Annotated in this window: 14 protein-coding genes; 4 read left to right on the top strand and 10 right to left on the bottom strand. The window is 43.3% G+C overall.

From position 1 onward, the window contains the following. Positions 1-15: 15 nt before the first annotated feature. The 5 genes from BQ9893_RS15455 to BQ9893_RS15435 all read right to left on the bottom strand — a co-directional run bounded on the left by BQ9893_RS15455 (position 16) and on the right by BQ9893_RS15435 (position 9,116). On the bottom strand, positions 16-1,701 hold the full coding sequence (locus BQ9893_RS15455) for a RagB/SusD family nutrient uptake outer membrane protein (protein WP_075966789.1): 1,686 nt from the start codon (positions 1,699-1,701) through the stop codon (positions 16-18). Between the two features lie 18 nt (positions 1,702-1,719). After that, positions 1,720-4,974, bottom strand: a complete 3,255-nt coding sequence (locus BQ9893_RS15450) for a TonB-dependent receptor (protein WP_075966788.1) — start codon at positions 4,972-4,974, stop codon at positions 1,720-1,722. A gap of 182 nt (positions 4,975-5,156) precedes the next feature. Next, positions 5,157-6,206, bottom strand: coding sequence for a FecR family protein (locus BQ9893_RS15445; RefSeq protein WP_075966787.1), 1,050 nt, complete (start codon positions 6,204-6,206; stop codon positions 5,157-5,159). Between the two features lie 56 nt (positions 6,207-6,262). Then, a complete protein-coding gene (locus BQ9893_RS15440; protein ID WP_075966786.1) occupies positions 6,263-6,814 on the bottom strand; it encodes an RNA polymerase sigma-70 factor in 552 nt (183 codons plus the stop codon). Positions 6,815-7,238: 424 nt separating this feature from the next. Then, complete coding sequence (locus BQ9893_RS15435; RefSeq protein ID WP_075966785.1) at positions 7,239-9,116, bottom strand: glycoside hydrolase family 127 protein; 1,878 nt, start codon at positions 9,114-9,116, stop codon at positions 7,239-7,241. Positions 9,117-9,533: 417 nt separating this feature from the next. On the opposite strand from BQ9893_RS15435, the gene BQ9893_RS15430 reads away from it, so the two are divergent. Then, positions 9,534-10,334 carry an MBL fold metallo-hydrolase gene (locus tag BQ9893_RS15430; protein ID WP_075966784.1) on the top strand — a complete coding sequence of 267 codons (801 nt, stop codon included), beginning with the start codon at positions 9,534-9,536 and terminating at the stop codon, positions 10,332-10,334. Between the two features lie 9 nt (positions 10,335-10,343). Here BQ9893_RS15430 and BQ9893_RS15425 read toward each other — a convergent pair whose 3' ends face one another. Continuing rightward, positions 10,344-11,789, bottom strand: coding sequence for an arylsulfatase (locus BQ9893_RS15425; RefSeq protein ID WP_075966783.1), 1,446 nt, complete (start codon positions 11,787-11,789; stop codon positions 10,344-10,346). A gap of 86 nt (positions 11,790-11,875) precedes the next feature. Between BQ9893_RS15425 and BQ9893_RS15420 the strand changes: the two genes are divergently transcribed. From BQ9893_RS15420 to BQ9893_RS15410, 3 genes are all read left to right on the top strand, one after another. After that, positions 11,876-13,351: a right-handed parallel beta-helix repeat-containing protein gene (locus tag BQ9893_RS15420; protein WP_075966782.1), complete on the top strand. Its 1,476-nt coding sequence runs from the start codon at positions 11,876-11,878 to the stop codon at positions 13,349-13,351. A 45-nt stretch (positions 13,352-13,396) separates the two neighbouring features. Further along, positions 13,397-16,036, top strand: a complete 2,640-nt coding sequence (gene mutS, locus BQ9893_RS15415; RefSeq protein WP_075966781.1) for a DNA mismatch repair protein MutS — start codon at positions 13,397-13,399, stop codon at positions 16,034-16,036. Between the two features lie 268 nt (positions 16,037-16,304). Next, positions 16,305-16,760, top strand: a complete 456-nt coding sequence (locus BQ9893_RS15410; protein ID WP_075966780.1) for a hypothetical protein — start codon at positions 16,305-16,307, stop codon at positions 16,758-16,760. Between the two features lie 363 nt (positions 16,761-17,123). Here the strand turns inward: BQ9893_RS15410 and BQ9893_RS15405 are convergent, their stop codons facing one another. The 4 genes from BQ9893_RS15405 to BQ9893_RS15390 form a co-directional block, all read right to left on the bottom strand. Continuing rightward, a complete protein-coding gene (locus tag BQ9893_RS15405) occupies positions 17,124-17,525 on the bottom strand; it encodes an MBL fold metallo-hydrolase (protein ID WP_208610816.1) in 402 nt (133 codons plus the stop codon). A 50-nt stretch (positions 17,526-17,575) separates the two neighbouring features. Continuing rightward, positions 17,576-18,856: an ATP-binding protein gene (locus BQ9893_RS15400; protein WP_075966778.1), complete on the bottom strand. Its 1,281-nt coding sequence runs from the start codon at positions 18,854-18,856 to the stop codon at positions 17,576-17,578. Between the two features lie 227 nt (positions 18,857-19,083). Then, positions 19,084-19,923: an alpha-L-rhamnosidase-related protein gene (locus tag BQ9893_RS15395; protein WP_262497391.1), complete on the bottom strand. Its 840-nt coding sequence runs from the start codon at positions 19,921-19,923 to the stop codon at positions 19,084-19,086. A 49-nt stretch (positions 19,924-19,972) separates the two neighbouring features. Beyond that, positions 19,973-23,086 (bottom strand): glycosyl hydrolase, encoded by a 3,114-nt coding sequence (locus BQ9893_RS15390; RefSeq protein WP_075966777.1) that lies wholly within the window; start codon positions 23,084-23,086, stop codon positions 19,973-19,975. Positions 23,087-23,107: the final 21 nt, after the last annotated feature.

The following is a 23,107-nucleotide window of genomic DNA, read 5'->3' as shown; positions in this document are numbered from 1 at the left end:
CCTCATTTGTGTCATTTACTCGGCTGCGCCGGGATAGCCTGGATTTTGTAATAATTTTGCACCCGTATTCGCATCAATTGCTGTTTGGGGAATTGGCCATAATTCATGATAAGGTTCCATATTGTCTTTAACCCTGAAATTATATTTCATCGTTCTTTCATATAATTTATTCAGTCGAACCAAAGTTTTTCTACGTGGCTCTTCAACAACTAATTCACGCATACGTTCATCCAGAATATAATCTAACGAAATTTGACCAGGCTGAACAGGCTTAGCTTGTGCTCTCCCTCTGACAACATTAATATCATTTGCCGCATTAGCCAAATCTCCTTTATGGAAATAGGCTTCCGCCCTCAACAAATATGTTTCAGAAAGACGCATTATGTACCGATCATTAGGTGTCCTTCCGGCCATAGCCCCCCAAGGCATTTCCCCTTCTATCTTACGGAAGTAAGGATAGCACACTCTAAATGTATCGACCGATTTATCCGTTATCGTTCCATCAGACAAAGTAATATACATTTTGCCATCGTTCTTCTTTGTCAGAACTAATTTTTCTCCATTATATTTTGAATCAGGATTATTCATATAGAAATCTCTTTTAAAGTTATACGGAGAGTGACGCATATCGTTCGGATCATCCCATATCCCATAATTAGCATGATTTAAAGGACGAATAATCCCCTGCATACGTCCTATCGTATCGCAAACCAAAATCTTTTTACCATCAGGATAAGTTACATCTTCTATTTTAGGTCCCCAAAGACGAAGTTGTGCATTATTAGCTTCTTCGGCTCCCGGAGTCAAATATTCGAACTGTATGACCCATATCCCCTCTTTGTTGCCAGAAGCTCTATTTTGTTGGTTAGTCCAAAACAAGTCTGAATAATAATCTCCCGGACGGCTTGTATCACCAAAACGGGATTTTACGAGTGAGTATTCTCCACAACTACCATTGATAACAACAGTCGCAGCGGCTATCGATTTATCATAAAAAGACAGATCTCCTGTTTCTTGCCCTAAACTAATGTATACTTCTGATAACAGATGGTTGGCCGCAGCTCGAAAAATACGCCCATCTTGTGAAGCCTCAGATGTAACAATCGGTAAATATTGGGCTGCAAATTCCAAGTCCTTCTGGATAAACTCAAGAACTTCTTTCCGTGAAGCACGTGTATAATCAAAACGAGGACTCAGTTCTTCTTTATCGACAATAGGCACGCCTCCAAAAAGATTCACTAAAATGTTATATGTATAAGCCCGAAAAAACTTAGCCTCTGCTACAATTGCATTTTTTTCGTCTTCTGTCCAAGAAACATTTGGATTCTCCGCCCTGGTAATAACAAGATTAGCATCTTTCAACATTTTTTGATAAGCCCAGTTCCAATAGAACTTGGGGGTTGCATGCTCCGGTAGAATCAGACTGTAATCATTAAAGAAACGACCATCTGTAACACCGCTGCATGCCACATCTGTTCCGGTATTCATGACATCTTCATTATTCGACTGAAAAAGTCCGCTACGAGCAAAATTATGCAAGGAATAAATTACTGTCTCAAACCCCTTTTTAGAAGTCAATAAGTTTTCCGGACTGAATTTATCCATCGGCTTCTCTTCCAAATAGCTATCGCTACATGACACCTGTGTCCCCAACAATAAAATAAGCGAAGAGAACAAAACTATGTATTTTGATTTTTTCATCTTTACTACGTTTTTAAATTATAAACTGATCTGAAGTCCCAAAACCCATGATTTTATCAATGGGCCATTCTTGGAAGCTCTCCCTCCGGAAGCATGTTCCGGATCCCATCCATGCCAACCAGTCCAAGTGGCAAGATTTTTTCCACTAACATAAATTTTCACATTATTCAATGTTAACTTTTGAATTAGTGATTTTGGAAGACTGTACGCCAAAGAAACATCCTGCAATCTCAAATAAGTCAACTTTTCATAAAATCCATAACCACGAGGATTGGAGTAACCAACGCTGGGGCGATCATTTAAAGGATTTTCCGGAGTCCAATAGGGTAAATCCAACTGATTACAACGATTATAAAATTCTGTTCCCGGATTTATCCAATTATTTGCAGCATATCCACCACATCTCAAATCCAATAAAAAGGATAACGTAAAATCTCTATATCTGAATATGTTATTCATACTCATTGTAAATTTCGGACGGTTATTATGCAAAACCATACGATCTTCCGGACCAATCGAACCATTGCCACTAATATCCTTAAACTTTATATCGCCCGGTTTAGCAGATTTGTCAATAGAGAAATCATCCCCTTCCTGCCATATCCCATCAAAAACATAATTATAGTTTGATCCCATAGAATATCCGATAAAACGACTTTTCCCTATATCGTCATCTTCTTTTCCATCACCATCCAAATCTTCCCCTGAAAGATGAAGGATTTTATTCGCGTTAGCTGAAAAATTCAATGAGGTACTCCATGAAAAATCTTTCGTACTGATGTTCTCGGAATTTAAAGTCAGTTCAATTCCTCGGTTTTGAGTTTCTCCAATATTAGTCAAATACTTATCATAGCCCGTCATGCTTGGTATACTAACCTCCAACAAAAGATCTGTTGTTTTTGTACTGTATAAATCAATATTACCGCTCAAACGACTATTAAACAAAGTAAAATCCAAGCCTAAATTATAAGACTGTGAGGTTTCCCATCCCAACAGAGGATTTGCCATAGAAGTAGGATAAAGTCCGACTGAAGTGTTTCCTCCATCACCAAATACATATCGGGCCAAATCCATCGTACTTAATGATTCGTAACTGCTAATTCCACGATTACCATTCTTACCCCATGATAAACGTAATTTCAAAAAATCCAACCAGGAAATATTTTTCATGAACTGTTCCTGAGAAAGAGCCCAACCCAAACCAATAGAAGGGAATGTCCCGTATTTACGATCACTACCAAAAGCGGAATAACCATCTCGTCTAACAGTCAGGTTTACCATATACTTATCAGCAAAACGATAACCGATACGCGCCATGCTCGATACAGCGGCAGATTTTCCTGCTGTCGTACTTACCGTATGATTTTCACCTATGCCTAATCCATTAAATCCTAAAGCATCATTAAATATATTATTACTGCTTAATTTTGATTTATTTGCACTACTATATTCGTAACCATACATCAACGTTACATCCACATTATGCTTTTCTGCAAACGTATTATTATATTTGACGATATTTTCAAAAATAAGATCATGGGTAAACTGATGCTCTTTCGAGCCGCTTCCTAACCAAGACGAGCCGTCACGATTATACGCTGGTGTATAGTTGTTTACATCCTTAAATCGTAAATTGTTAGATAAGTTCATCTGATAACTCAAACCCTTCAATGGAAGTTTAATTATCATATAATTATTATTAAACACTCCATATGAAATCTCCTTATTGTCTTTCATCTCCACATTCCACAGTGGATTCTGAACCATACCATCACCATAGGGTAAACGACGTAATGTTCCGTCGTCATCATACCGGATAGACGAATACGGACTTAATCTTGCAGCATCTCCCCAGTTGGCCTCAGCTCCTGAATAGTCTTTTGTCGCAAAACTGGAATTTGTTCCAATTTCAAGCCAATCCGTAACATGAAGGTCAAAATTGGCTCTCACTGATAATCTTTTAAATTGGTCTCCGACTAAAGGTGATTTCTGAGATGTAAAAGAACCAGAAAGATAATAGGTCATTTTTTCTCCCTTTCCAGAAATGCTTAATTCATGCTCAGTCATCGGCGCATCCTGCTTAATCACATTCCAAGGATCAATGGTTCGGCCGGCTGCTATATTTTCTTCTTCAATCGTCTGAAAAGGCAACTCTTGGTTCATATAGGCCTCGGCATCTTTACGCAATTGTTGATATTGTTCACCACTCATAAGCTTCGGCATATTGGCAAAATCAGAAAAACCGACATAACCATTATAATTCAGCTGAGGTTTCGACGTTTTACCTCTTTTAGTCGTGATCATAATAACGCCATTAGCACCACGAGAGCCATAAATAGCTGTAGAACTGGCATCCTTCAATACATCAATAGTTTCAATATCGTTAGTATTAATATCAGACAAACGCCCTCCTGAAAATGGAACACCATCCAGTACTATCAACGGATCATTACTAGCCGTAATGGATGTAGTCCCTCTGACCTGTATCGTTCCATCAGCTCCTGCCATACCCGTATCGATGACACGAACACCTGCTACACTTCCTCTCAATGCCTGTACAGGGTTAACATTAGGAATAGTCTCTTTTTCCGTAACATTTACACGAGTCAAAGCCCCTGTCACATCTTTTTTACGTGCGGAACCGTAACCGATCACGACAACTTCTTCCAATGCTTTTGTATCCTCTTCCAGCTTGATATTGTATGAGTCTTTTGAGGTTACAGAAATGATTTGTGTATTATAGCCGATATAAGATACAACCAATACAGCTTTATCCGCAACCTCCAAAGAAAAACGTCCGTCAATATCTGTAATGGTCCCATTAGTAGTTCCCTCTTCCACAACATTAGCCCCGATAACCGGTTCTCCGTTTTCATCCGTAATTACTCCTGTAATTTTGCGAGGTGTCTGGGAACTTGCTGTAGCCTTTGTTATAATAATGTGTTTACCTGTAATCTTGTAAGTCAGATGATTGTTTTTTGTAATTTCACTAAGTATCTCTGAAACTAACTTATCCTTAACCTTCAAATTGATTCGCTGGTTATTGTCAATTTCCTCACTTTTATAGAAGAACATAAATTCAGACTGCTTTTCTATTTGTGAAACAACATCATAAAATGTCCCGTTTTCTACTGCAACAGAAATACGATGTTCCTGGGCGTACGTTACTGCAGACACTTGAAGAATACCCGCCAAAATAAATATTGCCGTGATTTTCATGATATGTGTAATTTTTAGTGACAGTAATCGACTGCCATCTCGTTCTTTTTTCATACATTTGGATGTTTTTATTATTAAAATGTCTCGTTCGCAGCGTTTTCCAGACAAGAGCGAAAGAGAATGGTTAACTAATTAAAAATGATTTTTGAATCGGGAAATGTCGTAACCATTTTCCGATTCTTTTTTAAACAACTGAAACTTTGTACATAGGCTATCAGATTTAATGATTTGACAAATTATTTACTTGTTATGAATATATCCTTTTTCACTCGTTTGAAAGTGAACTGTTTTTCATAATCAATAATCCGGAACACATCCAAAATATCCTGATCCAATGAGAATGTACCCGTATATCTGATTTTCTCCAAACGTTTATCATCCAGATGTATCTTTACGTTGTAGTAATTTTCCAAACGTTTTACGATAGAAGCCAATGGTTCATCTTTGAACTTATATTCTCCGTTAATCCAGGCATTTGACAACGATGCATTGACTTCTTGCAAAGAGACCGATCCTGTCGAATTATCAGACAACGCTTTCTGGTTAGGTTTTAAATACATACGGCTCATAGATTCTCCTCTTTCGTTGAAAGCTTCCAACAAAATCCGACCTGTCAAAAGTGTAACTTCGCTATAAGATTCATGACCATAAGCTTGAATATTAAAAGTTGTCCCCAATACTGTTATTTCTTGCTTTTTCAATTTAACGACAAAGGGGTTTTCCGAGTTCTTGGATACTTCAAAATAGGCTTCTCCATCCAAATAAACCTGACGGTTCTTTCCATTAAAACTGGTAGGATAGCGAAATGTGGTAGCTGCATTCAAAATAACCTTACTTCCATCCGAGAGAAGCACAGTATTGGCGCGTCCGCCCTTTTGAACATGTATTTCATTATACACTACGTCCTTTGGCGCTAAATCAGCCTGCTGTATCTTTCCCTGGAACTCATGAATCCCCCAACCGGCACCAATTGCAAAAATTATAATAGCTGCATATTTTACACATGAAAACCGTAAATCACGAATTCGTGATTTATCAAAAGAAGGATCCTTCTTTTGATATTTATTTATACGTGCAAGCATTTTTTGCCAACTGACCTCATTCACCTCTTCCTTCGAGAAAAAAGAACGTCGACTGGAATCCGAGATACCCTTCAGCCCAAAGAAATAAGATTTATGTTCCGCATCTTCTTCCAGCCAGGACTCCAGGTAACGAAGTTCTTCTTCATTTATATCCTGTTGCAGGAAACGGATTATTAATTCTTCTATGTTATATTTTTCAGACATTTTGATGTGCGTTTATATTATACACGATTATCTCTTCAGATCTACTTACGCAATTCTCAATAATTTGAAAGAAAAATCAAACAGCTAAGCAAAAGACCCCGTAAAATCTTCAATGCCTTATAAAGTTGTGCCTCTACCGTACGGGTAGAAATATTGAGCAGTACAGCTATTTCCGAAGTTTTTCGCTCTTCCAGATAGGACATTGTAAAGATTTCACGACACTTCTCCGGCAACTTATCCATCTCTTTATAGATAAGTTCCAGACGTTCGTCTTCCGCAAACAGGGATTGCGGATCGTCATTGTAATAGATCTCTTCTATTTTTAATTTGGTAGTAACGGCATCGATATAATCACCTTTTACCTCCTGATGCTTCAGGTAATCCAGACAGGCATGCTGAACGGAGCGATACAAATAAGTTTTAATCCCTTCTTTCAAAAACAAAAAAGTCTTCTTTTGCCAGACTTTAAGAAACACATCCTGCACCAAATCTTCTGCAGTAATAGCATTTACATACTTTCCAGCGTAGAAAATCAGCATTGGAGCAATTGATTTATATAACTCCTTGAACTGAATCAACTCTCGATCATCCTCCTTCGGTCTATCCATAACACATGCTAACAAAGAAACATTTCTACAAGTATAAACGATTTATCCGGGAAAACTACTTACAAGAATGTTATATTTTTGTTTAGAAAGGGCTTTTTAACGAGTGTATCCTTGGATGGGACTCAGAGATTGACAGATCATAAAGATCAACCTCTGGTTTTGATACTTCGGGAAAGGTAGGATTACTATGGCTTTTCCCTTCTTAGTTATTGCTTTTAGCATTAAAAATGCATCCTTATTAGAAGAGCCCTGGCTTATTATCTCATCTTCTACACTCAAAAAAAGGAGACTGGAGATGAATTATACGCACAAATCAGTGACATGAATGATTCGATCTTACAAAAAATGAAAAGAGGCTGAGACGTAAATGGAAATTACGATACAGCCTCTTCACAGATAAGAATAACAACATTTTTTATTACTTCTACTTAAGTGGCAACCAGGTACAAACACTGGAGCCGTGCCATCCGTCTATGGTAGCATAGTCCGACATGCGGATTTCCCCGTCAGTCGTGGGGACTGTAAACTCCAGACAGGTTCCGGGCAACGAAGGTTGAACTTTTTGTATATTCACCAAACCATTGGCATCCGCGACTACCCGTATGGGTTTATTATAATCGGGATCCAGATTTTCATCCCTTGCAAGGACGATCGGTCCCCATTTTAATGCTTGGAAATTGTGCCCTGCCGGGTTACTGCCTTTTGGAGCATCTATGATCCGGCATTTCATATCGAACGCAATTTCAACTTTATCATCAACGTTCCACTCCCGCAAAATATCGAAATAAGTTCCCGGGCTGACTTTGCCGAGAGTCTCTCCATTGACCTTGATAACCGTGTTCTCGCTCCATTCCGGAATACGCAGTTTCAAATTGAACTTTTCGGTCTCGGATGGATTGACAATTATCTGAACATTTCCGGATTGAGGGAAATCCGTGGCTAATTGTAACTTCAAGTCTTTATTTTCAGGAGATTTCATTGCCACCGTACCTGCGTTATATAAGTTGACGACAGGGCCATCGGCAGCCTTCATTACTGCGACAAACGGAATATAGGCCAGTCCCATAGGACCGTTAAGATTACAGCAGGTCACATGCAGATCCCCAAATTTCCATCCCCAGCCTTGCCCGTTTACTTTGGGACCGTTCAAAAGATTGACATAGCTGAAACTATCACCGGTCGGGGACATGGCTCCGATCAGTCCGTTGTAGACATATTTTTCTATCTCGTCCACCATGGAAGGATCGCCGGTAAGACGTAGCATCTGGCTGCAGAACTTCATCCATGTGACACCTACACAGGTTTCCATCATACGTGTAATATTCGGGTTTGTCTGTTCGAAGGCTGTATTTCCCCAAGCCTCTCCCATGACCTGCGGGTGATAAGGTTGGTCCGCACCACCGTTGCCGATGATTGTTATTTCCTTTTTTCTGACATTCTCATAAAAATTCAGCAGAGTTTGTTTTATTGTCGGATCTTCCGTCACACGGTAGTATTCTGCCAAACCTTCAAATAAGGATAACATTTCATACGCCTTCGGATAATGACCGGCCATTTTGTAAGGTTCTACATTCTTTAAAGCCAATTCGAAGACATTATAATGTTTCGTTCCTCCCATTTCCACGATATAGGCCGCGAAATCCAGATACCGCTGTTCACCTGTCATCTTATATAAACGCATGAAAGGTTCGAGCAATGTACTCGATTCTATGTGGCAAGGCTCATGCCCGATGTTCGTAGCGCTCCATCCTATGTCTACTATTTCTGTTTTGGGCGCATGCCCTATGATGGAGATAATGTTATCCGCCTGTTTTTTCAACGCATCGAGGACCAAAGGGGACGGATTCACCCAATCATAATAGTCTTCAAGCCCCAACATCACGTACTTCCGTTCCCACGGTTCGCTTTCTTCCGGTTGGTTTTCAATCTCAACACAACTGATGCTCCCATTCTCGCGCTGGGTGGAAAGGAGGTCTTTCACTGTTTCGTCTATAATCGCTTTTAATTCCTCATCTTGTGTGTAACGATAGAACATGCAGGCTGAACGGACGGCTTTACCCCACATCTCCCCTAAGGCAAACTGAGGCCTTCCTTTCCGGAAAAAATCAACCAGTTGTTCATAGGGAATAACTCCTTTGTTCCAGTGCTCGATCGAGTTCTCTATGTAATTGTCCAAATAACCATTTAATTGAATACTTTTTGGAGGAAGTGGTTCCAATACATCCGGACTTTTTTGCATCTTGTCTCCCTGACAAGAAAAAAGACTAAAGGCTGCTACAGCTAAAATTACTTTTTTTACCATATGATTTTTTCTTAATTAAAAAACGATCAATTTCTAATCAATCCGGATTCTGTTCCGGATCAGGATTTAATGTTAATTCATTCTGTGGAATGGAATACAAATAATCTTGTACCTCTCAAAATTGACACAGCTTTCGCTTTTGGCCGGATAGGAGACCGACTACTTGTAATCCATGTTTACCCATTTATATCCCTGTTGAAATATATAAGGTTGACATTGACCAGCCGGTGCAAAAATAATCATAATTTCTTATTAAGAAAAAACAATGCGGTAAGATTATAACAATAAAAAAGATTATTTTTGTGCATAATAATTTATCAGCCAGCCATGAGAAGACGCATGTTTATGAAATTAGCAGCCACATCCCTATTGACAGTGAATCAAAATAGCTTAGGGAAAAGTCAAACCAATGCAAAGATGGAGAAAGGAATTGGTGTTCGTTTTTTAGGAACCGGTGCAGCCGATTGGAACGGGCGGGACGAGCGTGGAGAATTACGCCGTCTGACAAGTATCCTTGTCGACCGGCATATTCTCATTGATTTCACTCCGACAGCTGAAGATATGTTGCCGGAGGGTAGTCGTCCCGACATTATTTTTTATACACATTCACATCGTGACCATTACAATCCGGAGGCAGCCCTTAAAGCTGGTGTCAAACGGGTCTATTTAAGCCAGACTTGGTATGACATAGCTAAAGTCGATTTTGACCGGGCCGCGAAAGCTCTGAATATGGAACCCCCTTTAATCACGCCTGTCTACATAGGGCAGCAGCTCCAGATAGAAGACTTGACCGTCACCCCTCTTCCTGCCAATCATGCGACGGGATACATGACGGAACAAACACTGATCTATCTGCTGGAAAAGCAGAATACGCGCTTGCTCTATGCGACTGATACCGGAGGGATTCCGGCCTTGGCGGCTCGTATAAGCGGAATTGATGCACATCAAAAAGGAAGCCCTATCACGGCCCTCATTATGGAAGCGACCATGGGAGTGGATTATGAAGCGGATTTTCGTCTTTTCACACATTCCAGTGTCGCTTTAGTCGAACGTACCGTCCAGGTTCTGAAAGAGACAAAACGTTATCTTCCTCCAGTAGGGCAACCTGTCTATATCACTCACCTTGCCCGTACCCTGCACGGTACGCAAGCAGATTTGGACGCTCATCTTCCCGAACCTCTTCGTGCGGCTTATGACGGGCTTGAAGTCCTATTCTGACCGTTCCGGTTATTTCGCTCTTTCCTCTTTCAACAGCGGCCAGTTCGGGTCCGGTCTGTGTTCGCGAACCATGATGTTTTTCAGTTCTGCTACTTTTTCAGGATACTGATCCAGTACGTTATGCCGTTCCGACGGATCGGAAGCTAAGTTATACAGTTCGTAATAGGGTTTGTCGCCACGGATATTCATGTGGACCAATTTCCACGGCCCTTTGCGGACAGCCTGGCGGCCGTTCAGCTCCTGGAATTCGAAGTAGAGGAATTCATGTTCCTTCTGTCCCTTCCTGTTTTCCAAAAGAGGAAGCATGCTGACGCCGTCCATCTCCTTTTGTTTGGCTTTTGGGTGGATGATTTCTTCGAAGGTCGGCAATACATCCCAGAAAGAACACATAAAGTCGGTTTCCGTATTCGGTTGGACATGCCCCGGCCAGGAAATGATCATCGGGACACGGATACCGCCTTCGTATAAATCCCGTTTATATCCGCGATAAATGCCGTTGCTGTTGAAGAAATCGGGGTCTGCGCCTCCTTCCATATGCGGGCCGTTGTCGCTCGCAAAGATGATGATGGTGTTGTCATATAAATCATTGTCTTTTAACTTCTGGATGATCTGCCCGACGTAGACGTCCAGACGGTAGACCATTGCAGCGAAAGTGGCATGCGGATGGAACTGCGAACAGTAACCTCCTTTGCGGAAGGCGGGGCTGCCCGGCTCGGTCCCTTTGTAAGGCTTTTCCGGGTATGTGCCGCGGAATTTCTGTATGATGCTGTCTTCCGGCACGATCAGTTCCGCATGCGGGATGATGGTCGGATACCACATGAAGAACGGTTCGTCCGGATTCATATTGTCCAGATATTCCAAAGCCTTTCCGTGGATAAGGTCTTGCGAGTAAGTGCCTTTTCCGTACTGTACGTTCAGGTTGTTGTCTTCGAGTTCCACCCGTTTGTCGTTATCCCAAAGATGGTCGGGGTAATAGCTGTGTGCCAATAACTGGCAATTGTATCCGTAGAAAGTGTCGCAACCCTGATTTTTAGGATCGCCGGTCGAACCGATATAGCCCAGTCCCCATTTGCCGAAAGCAGATGTCTTGTATCCCGCATCCTTCATTACCTCGAAGATGGTACGGGCATCGGCGGGAAGCGGGAACTGCCCTTCCGGGTCGAGTTCGAGGTTGCCGCGGACCGGTGTATGCCCGCTGTGCGTGCCGGTCAGCAAGCAGGAACGGGAAGGGGCGCTGACGGTTGTCCCCGAATAGCACTGCGTAAAACGCATTCCGCTTTGTGCCAGCTTATCGATGTTGGGCGTCTCGAACTTTTCCTGTCCGTAACAACTTAGATCGCCATACCCCAAATCGTCCGCAAGGATAAAAACGACATTCGGTTTCTTATTCTTCTCCGCGTGGATGAAAGGAGCAGCCAGCAAAAGGCCGGTCGAAATTAGAATTGCTTGTTTCATGATATATGTTTTCTGTTAGAATGTTCACAAAGTTATGTTTTTTATAAAGAATAATTATCTTTGAGCATAAAATATAAGTGAATATCATGAAAAAAATAACCTGTTTACTCTCCGCCTGCCTGCTTCTGTTGGTGTTGGCAAGCTGTTCGGAATTTTCGACTACTTATTATTTGGATGCTGCGAATGGCAATGATAATCAGAGCGGACTTTCCGAATCGAATGCCTGGAAAAGCCTTTCCAAACTTCGGGACGTGAAATTGAATCCGGGTGACAGGGTGCTTCTGAAAAGGGGGAATACTTTTCAGGGTGAACTCGAAATATCCGGACAAGGAACCTCTGATAACCGGATTTATATTGAGGCATACGGTGAGGGAGATAAGCCCTGTATTGTCGGCAACGATACTTCCCTGTATGCCGTCCGTATCCTCAATTCGGATTATCTGACACTGCGGAATGTGGAGATAGTCAATACCGGGAAGGAAAGGAAACCGCACCGCACGGGGCTGAAGATCGAGTGCCGGAACTATGGAGTTTCCAAGAACATCGTCATAGACGGTGTGGATATACGGGATGTGAACGGTTCGTTGGTCAAGGAAGAAGGAGGCGGTAGCGGCATCCTGATCGTGAATGGAGGAAAAGATGTCATATCCGTCTTCGACAGCCTGACAATAGAGAATTGCCGGATCTGGCGTTGTGCCCGTAACGCGATGATCTGGTCGGGATATAGCAGCCGGGAGAACTGGCATCCGAGCAAACATACGGTTATCCGTAAAAACCTGATAGAGGAGGTTCCGGGCGATGGTATCGTTCCGATCGGTTGCGACAGCACGTTGATCGAGTATAACGTGATGCGCAATTGTCCGGCCACCCTTCCCGATACGGAAGCCGCCGCCGGTATCTGGCCGTGGAGTTGCGATAATACGGTTATCCAGTTCAATGAGGTAAGCGACCATAAAGCTCCCTGGGATGCACAAGGTTTCGATTCGGATTGGAATTGCCGGAACACGCTTATCCAGTATAACTACAGTCACGATAACGACGGCGGAATGGTGCTGATCTGCAATTCCGGTGAGTCCCCGGCTTCTTTCAATGCCGGAAATGTGGGGACCGTTGTGCAATACAATATCAGTATTAACGATGGTCGCCGGACCCGTCCGACACGTGTCGGCATGTTTTCCCCGTTGATCCATCTGGCCGGGCCGGTAAAGAACACGACTATCTACCGTAATATTATCCATGCGGGAATGAAATACATAGAAGAGATGGACTGCAGTATGATGACTTTCGATTCCTGGGGCGGCTATCCGGACAGCACGTTTGTACATGAGAATATTTTTCAATCATTTGAAAAAAGTACGTTCAATTTTACAAAGTCAACCAACAATGTGTTTGTGCACAACTATTACGTAGGCAGGTTCACGCAGAAACCGGACGATAGATTGCCCCAATCTTTTCCCGATGAATATAGTATCCCTGAAATGCTGGAAATGGTCGAAATTGCCGGCACGTATGGCAGGTTTGTGAAATCAACAGCTATCCGTAAATTTTTTGAACAAAGATGAAAAATCGTACCTTTGTACAGTCGAACAGATAAAAAGAGAAGAACAGTGGCAAAGATAGTGGAAACCCCTTTGATGAAGCAGTATTTTGATATAAAGGCGAAACACCCTGATGCAATTCTGCTATTCCGTGTAGGCGACTTTTACGAAATGTATGGTGAAGACGCTGTGACCGGATCTGAGATACTGGGTATCGTACAGACGAAAAAGGCGAACGGGCCGGGGCAAACGGTCGAGATGGCCGGTTTCCCTCATCATGCACTGGACAGTTATCTGCCGAAACTGGTACGTGCCGGTAAGCGCGTAGCCATCTGCGACCAGCTGGAAGATCCGAAGCTCACGAAAAAACTGGTGAAACGCGGCATTACCGAACTGGTAACTCCCGGCGTCTCTATCAATGACAATATCCTCAATCATAAAGAAAACAACTTCCTTGCCGCCATCCATTTCGGTAAGGATGTCTGTGGAATCGCATTTCTCGATATCTCTACCGGCGAGTTCCTGACGGCTGAGGGGACTATCGACTATGTGGATAAACTGTTGAACAATTTTTCCCCGAAAGAGGTCCTGGTCGAGCGAGGTAGCCGCAAACGTTTTGAAGAAGCTTTCGGTCCCCGGTTCTTTATTTTCGAACTGGACGACTGGGTGTTTACTTTGGAAGCAGCCAACGACCGCCTGTTGAAACATTTCGAAACGAAGAACCTGAAAGGTTTCGGTGTCCAGCACTTGAAATTGGGAATCGTAGCTTCGGGGGCCATCCTGTATTATCTGGATCAGACGCAGCATACCCACATCTCTCATATCACCTCTCTTTCCCGTATCGAAGAAGACCGTTATGTGCGCCTCGATAAGTTTACGGTGCGCAGCCTGGAGTTGGTCAGCACGATGAATGAGGAGGGGACGAGCTTGCTGGATGTGTTGGACAAGACCGTTTCCCCGATGGGGTCGCGTATGTTGCGCCGTTGGATCTTGTTCCCGTTGAAGGATGTGAAACCGATCCATGAACGCCAGGACGTAGTGGAATATTTCTTCCGCCATCCCGAAGTGAAAGAACTGCTGGAAGAGAAACTGGAACAGATCGGCGACTTGGAACGTATTATTTCCAAAGTGGCGGTCGGCCGTGTTTCGCCTCGCGAGGTCGTGCAGCTGAAAGTCGCCCTTCGTGCCATCGAACCGATCAAGGAGGCTTGTACGGCGAGTGAAGAGCCGAGCCTTTGTCGTATCGGTGAACAGTTGAATGCCTGTGCCCTGATCCGTGACCGGATAGAAAAAGAGATCAACAACGATCCGCCTTCCCTGCTGAACCGGGGCGGCGTGATTGCGACAGGCGTGAATGCCGAACTCGACGAATTGCGTGCAATCGCTTATTCCGGTAAAGATTATCTCTTGAAGGTACAACAGCGGGAAATAGAACAGACGGGTATATCGAGTCTTAAAATCGGTTTCAACAACGTTTTCGGGTATTATATCGAAGTGCGTAACGCCTACAAGGACAAAGTCCCTGCCGAATGGATACGCAAGCAGACCTTGGTGAATGCCGAACGTTATATTACCGAAGAACTGAAAGAATACGAAGAAAAGATATTGGGGGCGGAAGAGAAGATACTTTCGCTGGAAGCCCGCCTTTTTAACGAACTGGTACTTTGCCTTTCCGAATATATTCCGCCTATCCAGGTGAATGCGAACCTGATCGGCCGGTTGGACTGCCTGCTCTCGTTTGCCAAAGTGGCTGAAAGCAACCGTTATATCCGTCCGGATGTGAATGATTCGCAGGTGATCGATATTAAGGCAGGCCGCCATCCGGTGATTGAAAAGCAGTTGCCTATAGGCGAACCCTATATTGCCAATGATGTCTATCTGGACGATGAGAAGCAGCAGATTATCATTATCACCGGACCTAATATGGCCGGTAAGTCCGCTTTGCTTCGCCAGACGGCCCTGATCACGCTGATGGCGCAGATCGGTTGTTTCGTGCCGGCCGAATGCGCCCATATCGGGATTGTGGATAAGATATTTACACGTGTGGGAGCTTCGGATAATATTTCGGTCGGAGAATCGACCTTTATGGTGGAGATGAACGAGGCTTCGGATATCCTCAACAACATGTCTTCCCGCAGTCTTGTCCTGTTTGACGAATTAGGACGTGGAACAAGCACATACGACGGCATTTCCATTGCCTGGGCAATTGTCGAATATATTCACGAACATCCCAATGCCCGGGCGAAGACATTGTTTGCCACGCATTATCATGAACTGAACGAGATGGAGGCCTCTTTCAAGCGCATCAAGAACTACAATGTTTCGGTGAAGGAGGTCAATAACAAAGTGATCTTCTTGCGCAAGCTGGTCCCCGGAGGCAGTGAACACAGTTTTGGTATCCACGTGGCCAAGATGGCCGGTATGCCGAAAAGTATCGTAAAACGTTCCAACGAGATCCTGAAACAACTGGAAACGGAAAACCGCCAGGAGGGGATTGCTTTGGAAAAGCGTAGAGGCGGCATCAAAAGCAAGCCCGTAAAAGGAATCGCTTCATCGGCAGATGGATACCAGCTCAGTTTCTTCCAATTGGACGATCCGGTACTCAGCCAGGTGCGGGATGAGATCAAGAACCTGGACGTCAACAACCTGACACCTCTGGAAGCGTTGAACAAGCTGAGCGAGATACGGAGGATTATTACAGGGAAATAACCGATACATTTTTCCCCTCTGATGCAACATCCCAATTCTATTGTATCCTTTATTTTAAAGGGTGATATTGCGTTTTGTAATAATATTATCCCTATATTTGTTGCAATTAGTAATAAATCAAAAACGCAGGTTTAAAGAAAGGAGTGACTGCCGCCTGCCAGGAATGTTTGCTATAGTGCCAACGAACCTTGTGTTAACCTGGGTTCGTCCTCTTATCAAAAGAATGTATTAGTTTTAGGATGTTAACTTTTAAAACAAATCAGAGGGTATGAATGTACAAAAGAAAAGAAGAATGAGGCGATGGCTGTGGCCGTTGCTGTTGTTAGTGTCTATGTTTTTTGCCGGAGGGTGTGACTCAAATGAAGATTTTGAAACTTTTGACGGGTATGAAACGTTTAAACTGTCGGAATGGAATGACGAGTGGAATCAATATTTGAAAGATCCGTGGGTTCATTGGGAAACTTATAAGAATCAGGAAGGAGTGATTGTCAAAACAAATGTAGACGACGGATGGTATGAGGCCATTGAAATTGAAATAACCAATCCTCCCAAGGGAAAAAGAGGGGGATCTTATCTTCCTATTAATATTGATAGAAATAGTTTATTGGAGGGAACAAAAGTTATTTTTTCCGGTGAAGCAAGAGACAATAGTAGTTTGGACTATATGGGAGTACCCCTTATTCTTAAGAATATACAGATAAAAAAGAATGTACTAATCGATTAAAATTTAAACATCATGAAAACATTTGGTGTACATGGCGATTGCCAAAATAAGGATTCTCCTACAGCTTCCATTATGTCCAAGGTACTAAAAAGAGTCCTCCTTACTTTTCCCAAGCCTCTGTAGCCCGCATTGGCCAACATATTTATTCCAATAATTATTTACAGAAAGTTTCTGTAACTTCCGGAAGTAGTTTTGTAAATAATAGTACAAACGTGATCTTTACAGCATCTCCTTTCCCTTTCGGGATGTTTACTTGGAGCGGTTATCCGATGGATTTAGTAAGTACGTCCGGAGCGAGTGCCACTTTTAAAACCGGAAGGGATGGAACCAGCTATGCGACGATTAAAACAGCAGGTGGAGCTTCTATGTCCGGATCCGTTTATGTAGGAAAACGGTTATCAGTATATCATGCTTAACGCTTATATGTTTTTCCTTTAGTAAGTCGCGTAATTCTTTTCCGCCATGATAGCCTATTGTTCCTGCTCGCTGTACTTCATAATCTCCTTTACCACCATAGTTCATCCAGACTTCATTTATTCGTTCATGATGAGCTTCAAAGAATTTGGTGTCGTTGATTAAATTATAAAGACCTCCTATATGGTCATCGTCAACATGAGTTATTACCCACAAATCTATGGATTCCCCCATGCCGAATAAGGTCTCAAGTTCCTTCTTAAGTTTGTCGGTATAGCAAATTGTTCGTGACTTTTTATCACCGCCATCCTCACCAGTAAAACGGATGATAATGGCATCATAATATTGCATAGGTATATATTTTACGGATAACATAACAATTAGTTTTTGTATTCAAATGATTAATCCAATGACATTCCATCCATAAGAAAGTTTTTCAGACTAAGAATACGAATACCATCCTCATTGTATCCCGACAAATATCTATCAGCTACGATAATTACTTTTCTGAATCCATCCTTGATATGCAAAAGCGAAGCCTGTTCCTGTTCTACTTTTTCCTTGTCTGGTAATGCATAGGCGGACTGGACATATATCCTCTCCGGTCCACGATTACACACAAAGTCCACTTCCAACTGCACTCTACGGCTACGGCCTTCAGCATCTTTAGTGTTGTGCGTAACAACTCCCACATCTACAGCATATCCGCGGAGACAAAGTTCATTATACACCAAATTTTCCATCAGATGTGTCTTTTCCACCTGACGAAAACCAATGCGTGTATTCCTGAGGCCCAAATCTACAAAATAGTATTTCTGTGGCGTATCAATATACTTTCGTCCTTTTACATCATAACGCACCGCCTTCTTGACAAGAAACGACTCCTCCAGCATCTCCAAATACTGCTTGATGGTGTTCTTGCCGACTCCTATACCCTTAACCGTCTTGAACGTATTCTCAATCTTCGTGGGGTTTGTAAGTCCTCCTATTCCAGAGGCCACTACATCAATCAGTTCACCCATTATCTCACTCCCCTTAATATGATAGCGTTCTTGGATGTCAGTCAAGTACGTCTTCTCAAACAACCCCTTCAAATATGCTTCCTTCTCTCTCACATCTGATTCTAGACACACCACCGGCAAGCCACCATATGTCATATACTGATCCAAAGCCTCCTCGAAAGTTAATTCCGGATGAGCACCGACAAACTCACTCATTGACAAAGGGGGCACATGTATTTCATGACCTCGACCACGGAATTCAGTAATCACATCCTTAGACAAAAACTTTGAATTGCTTCCCGTTACATACACATCCACATTTTTAATGCTTAGATATGAGTTCAAAACATCCTCAAACTCCGGCACCAACTGAACCTCATCCAACATCACATAATACCATTCGTCTTTGGGGACATCTCCTGAATTCTTATATTCTACAATCTGAGAATCAATCCAATACAATAAAGCATCTGGATCTCTTAACTTCTTATTTCTACGATTCTCAAGATCCAGCATTACTATATGATCCTCACGAACACCTTCGTCGAGCAAGTGTTGCCTAAAAAGATTCATTAGAAGATATGACTTGCCACACCTTCGTATGCCTGTCACAACTTTAATCATACCATTATGTTTACTCTTGATGAGCCTTCCAAGATGAATATCACGATTTATCTCCATATAAACACTATTTCATAATAAGATAATTGCGTATTTACGCATTTTTGTTCTGCAAAATTGCATTATATCTGCCAACTAACCAAATATTAGGATAAGAAATTGACCTTCTCTGTTTCTAATAAGATAGAAACCTTCAACAAATTATTATAGAACCATTTGTATTATACTTTGCTCCATTTTAATTCCGTATTAAAATAGAGCAAGCATAATTAAAGAAAACAACCATATTAAAGAATTACAATTCCTGCCGTCAGGGCGTTGTTGTGTCCGCGGATATCGGCAATCAGGTTATCGAATACTTGCTGCCTGTTTTCTGACGTCGTCAGTCCCATGTAGAGTGCGACGGCGTTTACCGCCTGGCTGTTGCGGTCGTAGGTACGGGTGGACGGGTTCCAAAAAGTCCGGTTGAAGGCTTGTTTGATCTGAGCCGCCAGTTCCTGGTACTTGCGTGCATCGTCCGGCTTCCCTAAAAGGTTTGCCATTTTCTCCATCAGGGTGACGTCGTAATAGTAGATAGCCGTTGCCGTTACGCCATTGGAGGTCAGCTGCGATTCTCCCGGACTTTTCGGGCCGATGTCGAACCAGTCTCCCAAGCCGTAAGCAATGATATGGTTTTCGGCTTTCGAGGAAAGGTAGTCGATGTAGCGTTGCATATCCGGATAATAGGTTTCGATCGGGCGCATATCGCCATACCATTGGTAAATGTACCAAGGACTGATAACGAATGTGCTTCCCCATTCCGGCGTATCCTTGAAGCCTCCTTCGAACTCGACCAGTTCGGGAGCTATGGTCGGTACCATGCCGTTGGCTGCTTGTGTGGAGCGCATATCGTTGAATGTCTTTTCGTACAGGCGTGCCAGGTTGTAGCGGTATTGTACGGAGTATTGCATCAGATGTGCTTCTTCCAGCCAACCCAACTTCTCACGATGCGGGCAATCGGTCAGCACGCTTGCCATATTGCTACGGATCGCCCAGTCGATCAGTTCATATGTCTGGTTGAATAATGGCTTGGAACAATGGAAACTTCCTGCATTTTCGGCCGAATTGCAAGTATGAAGGCCGGTTATTTCCGTTATTTCAGGTAGCTTTCATGCTGCCGTCCTTTTTCGTGTATGTTTAATGAATTAATTCGAAGTCTTCCATCAGCCCGTAATCCACCATTTGGTATTCTTTTCCGGGGGTCGGTTTGTCTACGTTTTTCCAGTGCCAGGGAGAGGCCAGGCCGGGAGCCGGATTCCGGTAATGTGGGCCTAAGAGGTTCTTCAGGCTGCCGATCACATGTACATCGATCGTGTTGCTGCCCTCTTTCAGGTAAGACGTTACATCCAGTTGCCAGGGATCGAAGGCAATCATACCGGCTTTCTGCCCGTTGACATATACTTCTGCGACCGTCCCGTTCCATTTGTTCAGTTTGACGGCATATCTGCCTGTAAGGTCATCGAGGATATATTCTTTGCTATAGCTCATATCCCATGAGTAGAACGGTTGTTTTTGTTCTTTCCAGCTACCCAGCGTGAACGATTCTTGTGGCGCACCGATGCTCCATCCTTCTTGTTCGGGTACGACCGAGAAGTTTCCGATGATGTAGATCGGTTCTATCTCCGCAAAAATACACATCGGGTTGATGCTAAGTTCTACCGTATTGCTACCTTTTTTCACCTGTCCGCCTATCGGATAAACGCCGAAAGAACGGTCCAGCCACCATTCATCTGGAAGAGCGTTTATGAGATTTCCGTTGATTTTTACGGTAAATAGTTCAGGACGTTCGGAGACCAGTTTGATACCGGAATAGTCGAAGGCGTCGTTTACCGTAAAATGATAGGAAGCCGTGAAGCCGCCATCCTTAAAGTTGTCGCGGTCGAGGATATTCCGTTTGTATTGTACGGATGTGTTCCAGGGATTACCGTTGGTGAATCCGTGTGCTTTGAAGGCAATATCGGCAGCATGGGAGAAATGTTGTTTCTTATGTGTCTCACCTTTAACCGTAACGTCGCAAAAGTCAATTGTCAGAGCATTGTCACGTAAACGGCTGACGGTGGTCCGGCTTGTTGCCGTAACCGGGTTGCTCCCTACTTTTTGGGGGCGTTCGGGATAGTTTTTCAGGTTCTTGTCAGAACAGTAAAGTAAGAGGCTTCCTGTTGGTTCGATCCGGAAAGATGTATTTAGTATATCTCCTTCTTTTGAAGACGGATACGTATAGATTTCCCCGTTCAGGGCATCCATTTCCAGCATGGCTTTTCCTTGCATTGAAAGAGTTCCGTCCACAACTTCGTCCATAGAAGAGTTGACGAGGAAAACCAACTCTCCGTCTGTAAACCGGCGACGGTGGTGATACAGGTTACCCCCGTTGAAAGTGATCCTGAAGTGGTCGGAAGAAAAATACCGGGCAATTACATCTTTGGACAGTTTCGGGAGCGATGTGACGGTTGCACCGGCCAACAGTCCGGCCAGTTCGTCATTGACAGCCCCGTCTATCCGGGTGGGAGCAGAAAAGGTTATGATTTGTCCGCCTTGTTCTACAAATTGTCGCAAGAGGTTGAAGGTTGGCTTGTTTAAAGTCTCCATCATAGGAGGTAGAACGACAGTCGAGTAGGAGGCATTGCCAACGATGAAACGCCCGTTTTCTACTTTTCCGAGGTCTTTGATGATATTTTCGGAGCCGAGATCATATTCCACCTGGTTCTTTTCCAAAGTTGTTATAAAAGCTTGGAAATTGGTTCCTATTTCCATGAGTTTCGGAGAACTTCCTGCATGGAAGTAATAGCTCCATAAAGTCGAGTTGGGTTCCAGAACCAAAATATCGTTTTTCTGGATGCCTTTGCTCATAACAAATGAAAGGCGTCCGTAATAGTCATTCAGTTTGCGGTAATCGGACCACCAGGGAGAATGGTAGGTGAATACCGGCGGATAGTCGTATTTGCGTGCTCCCGTCAGTGTCATGTGAGCTAAATGTTGGTTCATGAAGTTGACACCGAGTACATATTCCCAGTCACCTAATCGTTTGAAGTCTTTGAATGTTTCATCCCAACCGCCACCGCCATAAGTTTCGCTGAGGGTACGGGAACTTCCAGTCTGGTTGGCAGCGCTGCGCAATTCTTTTACTGCACGGATATTGCCAAACTGTGCTTGCGGACTGGTCTCGTCGAACTGATTGAACAGCATGTCGATAGCAGGTACCTGATGCCAGGCATACATTGCCATATTGTCCGGTCCGTCATTCATTTGTGGCCAACCGTGTTCCCAATAGTGTCCGGTCCATTTCAGGTTGTTCGTTTCGCAGTAGTTATGCCAAGGTTTGGACCAGCGGTCGATGAACATTTGCAACAGGGTTTCCATATAGTTGTGGCGTACCTGTTTCCAGTTGCCTGTCTCTTCGTTCAGGAGGGGAAGGAACGGTTTGAGGTCATATCCCCACTGTTTCCTGAATACTTCGAATAAGTCGGGAGTCCAGCGTAAGCCTCCGGGACTGCTGATGTTGGGCTCATCTGTGAAGATACCGAAAACAGATTTGCCGAATTCGTCCTTTATTGTTTTTTCGTACCCTTCCATTGTGAGGTCGATGAACTTTTCAGTCACACCGGGTACGAGCAGGTCGACGTATGAATACCCACCGTACCAATCCGATTTGCCTAAATAAGTTTTTTTGTAGAGATAATATTCTCCTTTTGCTTTTTTATGCTGGCTCAGGGCGTTCGTGATATCAGCCCATTTGTCCCCTTCTTTTTTGAGGATGATGAAATATTCGTCTGTATTGTCAGGCAAGAGGTCTGTCTTTGTCAAGGTAAGTCCTTGTCCCTGGTTGTAGGATTCGGGCATTTCTTCCGGAACATGTCCTCCGGCAAATCCGCTGGGATAGGAGTTTTCATCGTAGATCCAAATGTCCAGTCCCATTTCTTTCCCTTTATTGACGGCATAATGGTAGAGTGAATACCATTCGTCCGACAGATATTCCGTGATCATGCCCGGACGGGGATGGATAAACGCTCCTCCGCACCCTGCTTCTTTAAATTCTTTCAGCATGCGGTCTATTTCAGCCTCTGTAACTTTTCCGTTCCAAACCATAAAAGGAGCTGTACGATATTCGGATGAAGGATCGGAAAACTGGGCTTCCAGAGTGGAAAAACTGTCTGTTGTTCCCACATTGTTGCCACTGCAACCGGCCGTTCCGAAAGACAAGATTCCTCCCACAACGGCATACATAAAGTTTCTGATAATGTGTCGTGTATTCATGGTACTAATAGTAAAAAGACC

Source organism: Parabacteroides massiliensis, assembly GCF_900155425.1.
Taxonomy (GTDB): Bacteria; Bacteroidota; Bacteroidia; order Bacteroidales; family Tannerellaceae; genus Parabacteroides; species Parabacteroides massiliensis.
Note: the sequence above shows the minus strand (reverse complement) of the source record. Positions and strands in the feature narration are given on the sequence as shown.

Excerpts from the sequence above, each read along its gene's own strand:
- BQ9893_RS15455 (WP_075966789.1), bottom strand. The coding sequence starts at position 1,701 with ATGAAAAAATCAAAATACATAGTTTTGTTCTCTTCGCTTATTTTATTG.
- BQ9893_RS15450 (WP_075966788.1), bottom strand. The coding sequence starts at position 4,974 with ATGAAAAAAGAACGAGATGGCAGTCGATTACTGTCACTAAAAATTACA.
- BQ9893_RS15445 (WP_075966787.1), bottom strand. The coding sequence starts at position 6,206 with ATGTCTGAAAAATATAACATAGAAGAATTAATAATCCGTTTCCTGCAA.
- BQ9893_RS15440 (WP_075966786.1), bottom strand. The coding sequence starts at position 6,814 with ATGGATAGACCGAAGGAGGATGATCGAGAGTTGATTCAGTTCAAGGAG.
- BQ9893_RS15435 (WP_075966785.1), bottom strand. The coding sequence starts at position 9,116 with ATGGTAAAAAAAGTAATTTTAGCTGTAGCAGCCTTTAGTCTTTTTTCT.
- BQ9893_RS15430 (WP_075966784.1), top strand. The coding sequence starts at position 9,534 with ATGGAGAAAGGAATTGGTGTTCGTTTTTTAGGAACCGGTGCAGCCGAT.
- BQ9893_RS15425 (WP_075966783.1), bottom strand. The coding sequence starts at position 11,789 with ATGAAACAAGCAATTCTAATTTCGACCGGCCTTTTGCTGGCTGCTCCT.
- BQ9893_RS15420 (WP_075966782.1), top strand. The coding sequence starts at position 11,876 with ATGAAAAAAATAACCTGTTTACTCTCCGCCTGCCTGCTTCTGTTGGTG.
- BQ9893_RS15410 (WP_075966780.1), top strand. The coding sequence starts at position 16,305 with ATGAATGTACAAAAGAAAAGAAGAATGAGGCGATGGCTGTGGCCGTTG.
- BQ9893_RS15405 (WP_208610816.1), bottom strand. The coding sequence starts at position 17,525 with ATGCAATATTATGATGCCATTATCATCCGTTTTACTGGTGAGGATGGC.
- BQ9893_RS15400 (WP_075966778.1), bottom strand. The coding sequence starts at position 18,856 with ATGGAGATAAATCGTGATATTCATCTTGGAAGGCTCATCAAGAGTAAA.
- BQ9893_RS15390 (WP_075966777.1), bottom strand. The coding sequence starts at position 23,086 with ATGAATACACGACACATTATCAGAAACTTTATGTATGCCGTTGTGGGA.